Annotated in this window: 12 protein-coding genes; 1 reads left to right on the plus strand and 11 read right to left on the minus strand. The window is 39.3% G+C overall.

What is annotated here, in order from left to right:
- From murD to BKK47_RS06190, 9 genes are all read right to left on the minus strand, one after another.
- Nucleotides 1–1,311, minus strand: a complete 1,311-nt coding sequence (murD, locus tag BKK47_RS06150) for a UDP-N-acetylmuramoyl-L-alanine--D-glutamate ligase (RefSeq protein ID WP_077494017.1) — start codon at nt 1,309–1,311, stop codon at nt 1–3.
- 200 nt (nt 1,312–1,511) lie between these two features.
- Nucleotides 1,512–2,594, minus strand: coding sequence for a phospho-N-acetylmuramoyl-pentapeptide-transferase (mraY, locus tag BKK47_RS06155; RefSeq protein WP_077433106.1), 1,083 nt, complete (start codon nt 2,592–2,594; stop codon nt 1,512–1,514).
- Entirely contained in the window at nt 2,588–3,961 is a 1,374-nt protein-coding gene (gene murF / locus BKK47_RS06160) for a UDP-N-acetylmuramoyl-tripeptide--D-alanyl-D-alanine ligase (protein WP_077494018.1), read from the minus strand. Before murF ends, mraY begins: the two co-directional genes overlap by 7 nt.
- Nucleotides 3,962–3,978: 17 nt before the next feature.
- Entirely contained in the window at nt 3,979–5,448 is a 1,470-nt protein-coding gene (gene murE / locus BKK47_RS06165) for a UDP-N-acetylmuramoyl-L-alanyl-D-glutamate--2,6-diaminopimelate ligase (protein ID WP_077494019.1), read from the minus strand.
- 9 nt (nt 5,449–5,457) lie between these two features.
- A complete protein-coding gene (gene ftsI / locus BKK47_RS06170; RefSeq protein ID WP_077494020.1) occupies nt 5,458–7,299 on the minus strand; it encodes a peptidoglycan glycosyltransferase FtsI in 1,842 nt (613 codons plus the stop codon).
- A gap of 21 nt (nt 7,300–7,320) precedes the next feature.
- Entirely contained in the window at nt 7,321–7,641 is a 321-nt protein-coding gene (gene ftsL, locus BKK47_RS06175) for a cell division protein FtsL (RefSeq protein ID WP_077494021.1), read from the minus strand.
- A gap of 8 nt (nt 7,642–7,649) precedes the next feature.
- Entirely contained in the window at nt 7,650–8,618 is a 969-nt protein-coding gene (gene rsmH, locus BKK47_RS06180; protein ID WP_077494022.1) for a 16S rRNA (cytosine(1402)-N(4))-methyltransferase RsmH, read from the minus strand.
- A gap of 86 nt (nt 8,619–8,704) precedes the next feature.
- Entirely contained in the window at nt 8,705–9,163 is a 459-nt protein-coding gene (gene mraZ, locus BKK47_RS06185; protein ID WP_077494023.1) for a division/cell wall cluster transcriptional repressor MraZ, read from the minus strand.
- A gap of 196 nt (nt 9,164–9,359) precedes the next feature.
- Nucleotides 9,360–10,955 (minus strand): carbon starvation CstA family protein, encoded by a 1,596-nt coding sequence (locus BKK47_RS06190; protein ID WP_077494024.1) that lies wholly within the window; start codon nt 10,953–10,955, stop codon nt 9,360–9,362.
- Nucleotides 10,956–11,143: 188 nt separating this feature from the next.
- On the opposite strand from BKK47_RS06190, the gene BKK47_RS06195 reads away from it, so the two are divergent.
- Nucleotides 11,144–11,377, plus strand: a complete 234-nt coding sequence (locus BKK47_RS06195; RefSeq protein ID WP_077494025.1) for a hypothetical protein — start codon at nt 11,144–11,146, stop codon at nt 11,375–11,377.
- A gap of 52 nt (nt 11,378–11,429) precedes the next feature.
- Here the strand turns inward: BKK47_RS06195 and artM are convergent, their stop codons facing one another.
- Together artM and artQ are read right to left on the minus strand one after the other, a co-directional pair.
- Nucleotides 11,430–12,113: an arginine ABC transporter permease ArtM gene (artM, locus tag BKK47_RS06200; protein ID WP_077494026.1), complete on the minus strand. Its 684-nt coding sequence runs from the start codon at nt 12,111–12,113 to the stop codon at nt 11,430–11,432.
- The gene (artQ, locus tag BKK47_RS06205; RefSeq protein WP_077494027.1) at nt 12,113–12,778 is read right to left on the minus strand and encodes an arginine ABC transporter permease ArtQ; all 666 of its coding nucleotides are present in this window, start codon (nt 12,776–12,778) and stop codon (nt 12,113–12,115) included. Before artQ ends, artM begins: the two co-directional genes overlap by 1 nt.
- Nucleotides 12,779–12,780 lie beyond the last annotated feature (2 nt).

Raw genomic sequence — 12,780 nt, forward strand, 5'->3', positions numbered from 1 at the left:
TTAATTTAATTGTGCTAAACGCGTAAATTCTTCACCGCGCTTTTCAAAAGAAGCGAATTGATCAAGACTGGCACAAGCCGGTGATAATAGTACCATATCGCCTACTTGTAACGTTGGTCGTAAAAAGTCAATCGCTTGTACCATAGTTTCAAATAAATAGCTTTGCGAAGAAAGCTTTGCAAGTTCCTCACCGTCACGACCAAAACAATAACAAATAATATGAGGTTGATTAATCAGATCGGCTAATTCGGAAAAATCAGCGCCTTTTCCATCACCACCTAATAACAAATGTAATTTACCTTCGACCAATAAACCTGTCAGTGCGGCAACGGTGCTTCCCACATTGGTTGCCTTAGAATCATTAATCCAACGTACACCATTTGCCTGATAGGCTAATTGAAAACGGTGATCTAGTCCTCTAAATTGTCGAAGTGCGGTACGAATTGTCGCTAAATTTACCCCAACGGCCTGTGCTAATGCTGATGCTGCAAGGGCATTCATATAATTATGACGACCAACAAGCATCATTTCATCACAAGGTAAAATCACCTCATTTTTTGCCATTAAATACGCTTTACCATTTTCGGTTTTAATAAAATAATCCGCATTGTGTTCGGCAAAAGAAATAACCTTCTTCCCTTGATTTTTACCCTCAGCAAAAGTCAATTTGTCTTCGTTATTCACTACTGCGGTTTCAGCCTGATGATAAATACGCAATTTAGCCTGACGATAATCCTCTAAATCCACGTAACGATCCATATGATCTTCCGTCACATTCAATATGGTTGCCGCCGTCGCTTTTAAACTGTATGTTGTTTCCAATTGAAAGCTGGATAATTCCAATACGTAAAGATCATAATCCTGATTCAGTAAAGAAAGTGCCGGAATACCAATATTCCCCCCCATTCCTACTTTCAGCCCCGCTGCTTTCGCCATCTCGTAAACGAGCGTAGTCACGGTACTTTTTCCATTTGAACCCGTTATCGCCACAATAGGTTTTGTGGCTGCACGACAAAATAATTCAATATCCCCAACGACTTCTACACCTAATGAAAGTGCGGTCTGAATTTCCGGTGTTTTTACCGCAAGCCCCGGACTGATGACGATCATATCGCTTTCATTCAACCAGTGTTGATTTAAGTTTCCGGTATGAAGTGGAATATCTTTCGGAAGTTGATCCGCACCGACTGGGTTTGCTCGCGTATCAATTACACGGATATTTGCCTGTTGAGCGTTAAGATAATCAACACAGGACAAACCTGTTTTACCCAATCCAATAATCGTAACGGTTTTATTTTGATAATTGTTCATTTTGCTTTACTTCTAATGTTTAATTCTGTTTTCTATATCAGCTTTCGTTTAGCAAAAAAATCTACTTTCTTACTTAGATAAAAATCTGCCAAATTTGACCGCACTTTTTAAATAATATTTAACTAAAAATCGCTTTTTGGCATTGTTTTATTTGGGTACAAAAAATGAACTCGCTCTTTCAAAAGAAAGAGCGAAACCGACTATCTCAATTTAAGTGTCACTAACCCCATTAGCACCAACATTAAAGAAATAATCCAAAATCGAATAATCACTCTCGGCTCCGGCCATCCCTTTAACTCAAAATGGTGATGAATCGGTGCCATTCGGAAAATTCGTTGTTTGCGTAATTTGTAAGAACCAACCTGTAAAATTACCGAGAGCGCTTCGACCACGAATACCCCTCCCATAATGACAAGTAGAAATTCCTGTCTCACCAAAATGGCAACGACACCGAGTGCACCGCCCAACGCTAATGAACCGACATCCCCCATAAATACTTGCGCCGGATAAGTGTTGAACCATAGGAAACCCAAGCCTGCGCCTACAATCGCTGTACAAAATACGACAACTTCAGAACTGTGTTTGATGTAAGGGATATGCAAATATTCAGCAAAATTAATGTTACCCGTTGCCCATGCAATCAAAGCAAAAGCACCGGCAACCAATGCGGTCGGCATAATGGCTAGCCCGTCTAATCCGTCCGTTAAATTAACCGCATTACCCGTTCCCACAATGACAAAATAAGACAGCACAATATAAAATAAACCCAACTGCGGCATAATATCTTTGAAAAACGGCACAACCAATCGGGTTGCATCCGTATCATGCCCAAGCCAATATAACCAAATAATCGCCACGAGTGCGACAACGGACATCCAAAAATATTTCCAACGCGCAATTAAACCGTCTGTGTTTTTACGTGTAATTTTGCGGTAATCATCAACAAAACCGATTGCGCCGTAACCAAATAGTACAAATAAACAAATCCATATATAAGGATTAGCTAAATTTGCCCATAACAATGTACTGATCCCAATCGCAAAAAGAATCATCACGCCCCCCATAGTCGGCGTACCTTTTTTTGCAAAATGGCTTTCCGGTCCATCATTACGCACTTCTTGACCAAATTTCAATATTTGCAAACGTTTAATCACTTTTGGACCAATCCAAAGAGAAATAAAAAGTGCGGTCAATAACGCAAGAATTGCACGCACAGTAATGTATGAAATTGCATTAAATGCGGTTTCATAACGAACAAGGAATTCAGCAAGCCAAACTAACATTTAATTTTATCCTTTAATGAATAAATCACATCTTCCATTTTCATTGAGCGAGAGCCTTTGCCAAGCACAACAATATGTTGATTTTGTTTTAATTGCGCCTTAATAAAAGGAACCAAAAAATCCACCATTTCCGCTTTGTCGGTAAAATGTTTTCCTAAAACCGCTTCAGAAATGACCGCACTTTCACAACCAAAAGAGCAGACTAAATCAAGCTGAGCCGTCTTTGCATATTGCCCAACTTGACGATGAATTTCGAGGGAATTTTCCCCTAACTCTTTCATGTCCCCCACGCATAAAATGCGAAAGGCTTTATAGGATTTCAACACATCAATAGCCGCACAAAGAGAATCTTGATTGGCATTGTAGGTATCGTCTAATAATAATAAATTTTCATTGACTTGAATCGGGAATAAACGCCCTTTGACTTGAGAACGCCGTTCCAATCCATTTTTTACATCTACCAACGTCGCACCGACATTCATGGAAAGTGCGGTCGCCGCCAAGGCATTTTTTACATTATGTTCCCCTAAATACGGCAGATGAATTTCAATTTCACCTTGTGGGGAAACTAATGTAAAGATTGAACCTTGCTCATTATACCGAATATTTTTAGCGGTATAATCTTTGCCATTGAAATATTGAACAGCATGATCGCCGATTTCTTTTTGCCAAAGATCAAAATAATTATGTTCAGCATTGATAATCGCCACACCATTGGAAGTTAAACCGCGATAAATCTCGCCCTTAGCCAGTGCTACGCCCTCTAACGAACCAAACCCCTCTAAATGTGCCGCGGCAACATTATTGACGAGCGCTACATTCGGTTGAGCAAGGTGAGTTGTGTAATCAATTTCCCCTTGGTGGTTTGCCCCAAGCTCAATCACGGCAAAACGATGTTTTTCTGTCAAACGCAATAATGTAAGCGGAACACCAACATCATTATTAAAATTGCCCTGTGTAAAAAGCACCGCATCCGGATTTCCTGTCGTTTGCTGCAAAATACTTGCCGTCATTTCTTTTACGGTGGTTTTGCCGGAAGAGCCCGTCATCGCCACAACTTTAGGATTAATTTTTTCTCTTAACCACTTGGCTAATCGACCTAAAGCTAAACGCGTATTTTCTACTACAATTTGAGGGATAGAAATATGAGGATCTGCTTGTTGAACAACTAAAGCTACCGCACCTTGTTCGATAGCTTGATGGAGATATTGATGGGCATCAAATGTTCCGCCTTTTAAAGCAAAAAATAAATGGTTGGGAACGGGATGGCGTGTATCCGTGTTGATATTTTCAATTACAACCTGCTCACTCCCGACTAATTTTGCACTAAGAATTTGGGCAAGTTGTTGCGTCGTTAAATTAATCATGCGTTAATTGAATAAATTTATTGGTTTAGATAAAACTCGGCTGTTTCTTGATCAGAAAAATATAAGACTTCATTTCCTACAATTTGATAATCCTCGTGACCTTTTCCTGCAATCAAAATGAGATCATTGTTCTGCGCACTTTGAATAGTAAACTCAATCGCTTGCGCACGATCAGAAATTAACCCGACTTTATCCATATTGCTAAAACCGACAACGATATCCGCTTCAATTTTATCAGGATCCTCTGTACGCGGATTATCTGTTGTTACAATGACCATATCGGAAAGTTTCTCGGCAACTTTTGCCATTAATGGGCGTTTACCTCTGTCACGATCGCCACCGCAACCAAAAATGCACCATAATTTGCCATTACAATGTTCACGAGCAGCAACAAGCGATTTTTCCAAAGCATCCGGCGTATGAGCATAATCAACGATAATAGCAGGTTTGCCCTCTACTTTGATCATTTCCATTCTTCCACAAACACCTTGCAAAGTTGAAACGCTATTGGTTAGCTCCTCTAATGAATAACCTAGTGCGAGCAATGTCGCCATGACTAACAATAAATTACTCACATTAAATACACCGATTAATGGGCTGTTTAACGTGCCATTTCCCCAACTGGATGAAAAATCTATGATCGTGCCTTCATCACTGAAATGTACTGAAGTTGCTTTGAGCCATTGTTTGGAATTGGTTTGAAAATTTGCCTTGCAGCTCACCGCAATGCCATTTGGTAATGCTTCTAGCCATTCTACAGCAATCGGATCATCTACATTTAAGATCTTCAAATCGGAAGATAATTCAAAGAAAAAACGTTTTTTCGCTTGCCCATAGGCTTCCATCGTACCGTGATAATCTAAATGGTCACGACTTAAATTTGTAAAAATTGCGGCATTAAAATCTAATGCTTCTACACGATGTTGAACTAAACCATGAGAAGAAACTTCAATTGCAGCAAAATCTGCACCTTGACTAACGAAAGAAGCGAGAGAAGATTGAATTTCAATGGCTGAGCCCGTAGTATTTTTCGCCTCAACAACTTGCCCTAATAAACCATTTCCAATTGTTCCCATTACAGCCGGTTTTCTGCCTAAATGCTGAACCCATTGTGCCAATAATTGAGATACTGTGGTTTTCCCATTTGTGCCGGTAACACCAACAAGAGTGAGTTTTTTAGAAGGTGAATCATAAAACTTATCTGCAATTTCCGATAACTTGGCTGACAAATTATAGTAATAAATTACCGGTTTTTGCTGCCGATATTCTATGCTTAAATGCATATCAACGACATCGGTTTCAGCAATAACTGCACTCGCACCGGCTAAAATTGCCTGTTCAATAAAATTCGTTGCATCAATTTGATGCCCTTTTACCGCGACAAATAGATCGCCGGATTTTACTTTCCGACTGTCTAAAACTAATTCATTGATTTCAATATCCGCAGGAAGTGAGGGCAAATTAAAAAGTGCGGTTAATTTTTTCATTATTTTTCCTTAATTTGCCTGTTTCACATTATTTTGTTCTGTTTTACGTGAAGTAAGACGAACTGTACGTTTTGCCGTTTTATCCGTAGATTCGGCATCCGGTGCAATACCATTGGTGCGTAAAGCATAGCCCATAATGCTAGAGAACACAGGTGCTGACACAGCGCCACCGTAATATTGACCCGCCTTCGGATCATTAATCAAAATAATAAGCGCATAACGCGGATCACTAATTGGCGCGATCCCTGCGGTAAATGCCACATATTTATTCACATAGCGTCCATTTTCAATTTTACGTGCAGTACCGGTTTTCACTCCAACACGGTATCCTTCGACCATCGCACGTTTATTTTTGATCGCCACTTTTTCTAACATATTCACAATTTCTTTTGTGGTTTTCTCAGAAAAAACGCGTTGACCAATTACGGGAGGATCGACTTTTGTGATAGAAAGCGGACGATAAATACCAAAACTTCCTAAGGTCGCATAAGCTCTCGCCATTTGTAGTGGTGTTGCGGTGATACCATAACCATAAGCTACCGTTGCACGATCAATATCCGCCCAACGTTTGCGATTTGCATTTAACACGCCGGCTTGTTCACCAATCAAGCCTAAATCCGTTGCTTTTCCCAATCCTGCCGCTTGATAAGTATCCATCAGCGCACTTGGCGGCATACGTAATGCAAGACGGCTGACCCCACGGTTACTGGAGTTAATTAAAATTTCATCTAACGTTTGTTGGGCACGAGGCGCAACATCCATAATTTCTTTACCGCTCACCGTGAAAGCTCCCGTATTGATCACTTCATTACGTTGTGCAGCTCCACGCTGAAGTGCGGTCAAAACAACAAAAGGTTTTACTGTTGAGCCGGGTTCGAAAACATCGGTAATCGCACGGTTTCGCATAAGTTCCGCTTTTACGCCGACACGATTATTCGGGTTATAAGAAGGAGCATTTGCCATTGCCAGCACTTCACCGGTACGTACATCAACAAGTACCGCAGTACCGGATTCCGCCTTGTTCTCCGTTACTGCTTTTTTGATTTCACGATATACCATTGATTGTAATTTTTCATCAATGCTGAGAGTTACATCTTGCGCATCGTATTTTTTCTGATCAGCAATATGTTCAACCACGTTTCCTCGTTTATCTTTTCGAACTAGACGTGAGCCATCTTTCCCTACCAGTAGCGTATTGAAACTTTTCTCAATTCCCTCAATGCCATTTCCATCAATATCGGTATAACCAAGCAAATGGGCTGTTTCTTCTACTCTTGGATAGAAACGGCGCGGTTCGCTTTCCAAACTAATCCCTTTAATTTTCAGTTCTTTGACATACTGTGCTTTGCCTGCTTCAACTTGACGCGCTAAATATAAAAAACCTGATTTTGGATTTTTCTCAATTTTTTTCACTAGCTCGTTATAGCTTAAACCTAATACATCTGCGAGGGCTTTGATTCTTTCTTTATCATCTAGCGAGCCTTCCTTAAGAATACGTTTAGGTTCAGCGATCACTGCACTCATTGGCACACTTACAGACAACAACTGACCATTACGATCCAAAATAGAACCGCGGACCGAAAGAATTTCGTCTTTACGTAAAGAGCGTTTATCCGCTTCACCTGAAAGAATATCCGAGTTGATTGCTTGGATATAAGCAGCTCGTGCAACTAGCGCACCTAATCCAAGGAAAATAAGACCTGTAGCAATAAAATAACGCCAGCGTATAAAACATCTTTCAAACACCATTTTAGGTTTGTTGAGTTTAATAGCCGTTGTTGTAGGTACGACGAGTTTTCTAATTGTTTTCTTAGATTTATTTGATTTTTTTGATGAATTAAATCTAACCATTTGCTCAACCCTAACTTACTTTTATTCCAAAATAACAACTTCTTGGTCGCTATCAATTCTTTTCATTTTTAATGTACCAATGGCAATAAATTCCACCCTTGTGCTATCGCCCTCAGTAGCCTCTTGTAACTGCAAATTGCGATATTCATCTTGTAATGCTTGATGTTGCAAAACCAGCTGACCATTCTCTGAAATTAGCCCACGGGTTTGGTGGGTTAACCAAATTGTCGCCATCGCAGAAATCAAAATTAATAACAGCAACAACGCAACCAATTTATTCGCTGAAAATAAATCTTCCACTAAAAGATTTTGTAAAGGATAACGTTCATTATTTTCTAACATTTTTTACCCTAACCAATTTTCTCCGCAATGCGTAATATTGCACTTCTTGAGCGTGGATTCGCCTGAATTTCAGTTTCTGACGGCTGAATTGCTTTACCTATAGTTTTTAGCTTTTGTTTACGTTGAATTTGATCTTCTCGCAATGGCAAACCTTTTGGAATCGGCTCTCCTTTGCTTTGTTTTTTTATAAAATGCTTAACCATTCGATCTTCTAAAGAATGGAAACTAATAATCGATAAGCGCCCTTCAGGTGCTAACACGTCTAATGCTGAATGCAATATACTTTCCAACTCATCCAATTCTGAATTAATGAAAATTCGAATTGCTTGAAAACTACGGGTTGCCGGATGTTTATGTTTATCTTTAAAAGGTACAGTCTGTGAAATAAGTTCCGCAAGTTGCACTGTTCGCGATAAACCTTCTGCGCCATTTTTGACCGCACTTTTGTTGTATTCCACAATTGCTGTCGCAATACGTTTAGCGAAACGTTCTTCGCCGAAAGTTTTCAGAACCCAAGTTAAATCATCTACCGAAACCTTTTTTAACCATTCAGCCGCAGATAAACCTTGTTTTGTATTCATGCGCATATCAAGAGGGCCATCTTTCATAAAACTGAAACCACGATCAGCCTCATCTAACTGAGGAGATGACACGCCAAGATCAAGCAAAATACCATCAACTCTACCGACCAAACCTAATTTTTCACAAATTTCAGGAATTTGGGAGAAACTATTGTGTTCAATTTGAAATCGTTGATCTTGAATTTTTTTTGCTTCTTCCACGGCATAAAGATCACGATCAATCCCAATCAAACGACTATTTTGAGAGAGTTTTGAAAGAATTAAGCGAGAATGTCCGCCCCGCCCAAAAGTGCCATCAATATAAATTCCATTTTCTTTCAATGCCAAACCATCTACTGCCTCATGGAGTAAAACCGTAATATGTTCAGTCGAAGAAAAGGAATTCTGCATATTCATAAACGTTAATAAAATAAGTTTGAAAAAAGATAATGCGGTGCAAGCACCGCTTATCTTGCTAGTGCTGCTGTTCTTTTTCTAATTAATTAGAGTGACAGCATATTTAAATTCGTATCCATTGCAAATTCGGCGGTTCCCGCCACAGCAATGTCTTCATCAATTTGTGCGATCCATTCAGTATCGCTCCAAATTTCAAATTTGTTTAATTGACCAACCAACATTAAGCCTTTTTCTAATTTTGCGTGTTGACGTAATGGTCCGCTAAGTAGAATACGCCCTTGCGCATCCATTTCACATTCAGTGGCATAACCCAACATCACCCGCTGTAAACGGCGTTGGTTAGGATCAAAGTTAGATAATGAGAGTAATTTTTGCTCAATTTTTTCCCATTCATCTAAAGGATAAAGTAACAGGCAAGGTTGACGAATATCTACTGTGCAAACCATTTGCCCTTGATTTTTTTCAATGATTTCTGCGCGATAACGAGTCGGGATCGCAATTCGTCCCTTCGAATCTAAATTTACCGCTGCCGCACCACGAAACATTTATACTTAACCTTTAAAATTAAAATTTTGGTAAAATCCGCCACAAAAAACCACTTTTCACCACTAAAATGTAAGTCTATCGGTTATAAAGAGAAGTTGCAAGCAATTCCAATAGATAAAATACGATAAATTTTAGACAAGAAAAAACCGCTCAAGCATTCACTTGAACGGTTTGACTTTGTAAGACTTTGAAAAATTAGGCGTTTGTCGTATTTACATAAGCTTCTTCATCACGTTCACCCAATGGTTTTAACAAAGTGAAGAATAATACGATACACACAACCGTTGTTGCCAAGCCAAGATACACGGATAATTGATAATCTAGATTGAAACCAATTTTATTGTAATACAAGTAAGTAGCACATACAGTAGTGATAAACCAAGCAGGGATAGATGCAACCCAATGGAATTTATGATAGCGATATAAATACGCAGCTGCAGTCCACAACATCACCATTGCGGTCATTTGGTTTGCCCAAGTGAAGTAACGCCACAAGATACTGAAGTCAATCGTTGAAACAAAATATCCTAATATGAATAGTGGAATTGCAATTAGTAAACGTTTGGAAAGAGAACGTTGATCAATATTGAAGATTTCCGCCAATTGTAAACGTGCTGCACGGAATGCCGTATCACCGGATGTAATCGGAAGCACTACAACACCTAACACAGCAAAGATACCACCAATAAATCCTAGGAAGTGCAATGAACTGTCATATACGACCTTAGACGGAGAACCTGCTGAAATCGCATCTTGTAATGCTTGTGGGTTTTCATAGAACGCAAGCCCCACCATACACCATACTAATGCGATAATTCCTTCTGTAATCATTGCACCATAGAAAATGAAACGACCTTCGCTCTCATTTTCTGCACAACGTGCCATTAGTGGAGTTTGTGTTGCGTGGAAACCGGATAATGCACCACAAGAAATCGTTAAGAATAACAACGGCCAAATCGGCACATCACCTTTCACTTGAAAGTTTTGTGTGAATTTTTCCCATGTTAAGCCTTGCCCATCTGCATTAACGGTACGGAAAAATTCAATTGGATCTACTACCGTGAGGTGCGCTGAGACTAAACCATATACCATTCCCACTGACATAAAGAGCAATAAGGCACCAAAGAGCGGGTAAATTCGACCAATAATTTTATCAATAGGTAATAAAGTAGCGAGAATATAATAAGCAAAAATAATCACTGTCCACACGGCAACCACCGTCGCTTTATCCATTCCCCATACTTTCACGCCACCGGCTTCTACCGCCTGATGAACGGCTTCAGCATCACCTAATTGTAATGCACCTTGAGAAACCCCTAATACATCTATGGTAATTGTACCCAGTAATTGCGCAGGGCTTGCAACAAATACTACACCAACCAATAATAACAACACTAATGCGAGAATATTGATAAACACTTTTACCGGGCGACCCAAAAATTTACCCGCCAAGTAAGGCATTGTTGCACCACCGTGGCGAATACTTAACATACCACAAAAATAGTCATGTACCGCGCCGGCAAAAATACACCCGATAACAATCCAAAGCATAGCAACAGGACCGTATAATGCACCAAGAATCGGTCCGAAAATAGGTCCTGTACCGGCAATATTTAATAATTGAATCAACCAAATTTTGGTTTTAGACATTGGCATATAATCCACGCCATCATTGAGTTGATAGGCTGGCGTTTGACGCTTAGGATTAATGACAAAAATTTTTTCAATAATTTTGCCATAAATAAGATAGCCAAGAATCAAAATGGCTACACAGAAGAAAAACCACAACATAAAAGCACCTCAAGAAATAGTCATACTGTTGTTTAAAACGCTCTAAACAAGCCGGGGTATTTTATGCTAAATTCTATTAAACAAAAAATTTAATTTACGAAATTCCCATAAAATTGTGACAAATATCACATTAACCATTACTTAATTTTAACTATATCTTATAAATAATACCTAATAAGGACTAAAAAATGGCTCTCACACGCTGCCCTGAATGTCGCAAAAAAATCAGTGAATACGCTGAAACTTGCCCAAATTACGGTTTTTCTTTTAAGCAAGAGAATTTGGAAATCTATAAACAAAAGTTAGAAGAAAAACGTTCGCAAAATGCGGAAATTAACCGAAAAAGTATAAAATTACACTTAATTTGGTTTTGCATCTTTACGTTGTTTATCGTCATTGCAAGTTTCATTACCCAATCATAAAAAATGGGTTGCTATTGCAACCCATCCATTCTCTTAAAATATTAACCGCACTTTATGCTTTTTTCACATCCAGACGTTCAAAGGCAAGGACTTTGTTTTCGAGTTTACGCAACAACAATGTTGCGATCCCCGTAATAACCAAGTAAATACCACCTGCAATACCATAAATCGTGAGGGCATCATATTCCGTACCGTAAAGCTGACGTGCATAACCCATAATATCCATAATCGTAATTGTTGAAGCCAACGCCGTTCCCTTAAACACTAAAATAATTTCATTACTATAAGAAGGCAATGCCCGCTTTAATGCGTAAGGAATCAAAATTTTCAATGTTTGTACACGGCTTAAACCTAATGCCGCACAACCTTCCCATTGTCCCTTTGGAATGGCTTTTACTGCACCATGAAACAATTGTGTTGAATAAGCAGCACTGTTTAATGCCAACGCCAAAGCGGCACAAAACCAAGCATTCGATAATAGATGCCAAAAAGGACTCTTCACGATCCATTCAAACTGCCCCGGACCGGCATAAATCAAAAAGAATTGCACAAGCAATGGTGTACCGGTAAACAAAGTCAGGTATAAATTGACCGCACTTTTTACCCATCTGTTTTCCATAGAAAGCAAAAATGTGAGGAATAACGCTAAAAAAAATGCAATAAATAATGAAACGAAGGTGAGTAATAAACTCGTTGGAATTCCCTGTGCAATCACCGATAAATATTCTCGAAACATTATTTTACTCCTCTTTCAAAACGGGTAAAACGTCGTTCTAGACGATGAATACCGACCTGACTTATTAATGTCACAAGCAAATAAATTAACGCAGCAATGCCATACCAAGTGAACGGTTGGTGGGTATTAGTATTAATTAACTGTGCCTGACGCATTAAATCATCAACACCGATAAGGGAAATCAATGCGGTATCTTTCAATAATACCAACCATTGGTTACTTAACCCCGGCAAAGCGTGACGCCAAACTTGCGGCATAACAATATAAATAAAGGTATAACCTTTGCTCAACCCTAATGCAGCGCCTGATTCCCACTGACCTTTAGGGATAGCCTGAATCGCACCGCGTAGGGTCTGCGAAGCGTACGCTGCAAAAATAAGGGATAAGGCAAATACACCACAGCCAAATGCACCAAACTCAATGTATTCGCCGGTCAACATTTCCACAATTTCAGTTGAACCAAAATACACAAGTAAAACGACGAGGATTTCCGGTAATCCCCGTAATAATGCAACAAAAACTGCCACCGGTTTTCCTACAAATCGGTTTGCTTCCAATACAGCGAATACGACGCTCAATACCAAACCAAACGCTAAGGAACAAACCGCAAGCCCTAATGTCATTAGAGATGCGGTAAACATTAAAGAAAGAAAATCAGCAAACATAG

The organism is Rodentibacter mrazii, from assembly GCF_001998825.1.
Taxonomy (GTDB): Bacteria; Pseudomonadota; Gammaproteobacteria; order Enterobacterales; family Pasteurellaceae; genus Rodentibacter; species Rodentibacter mrazii.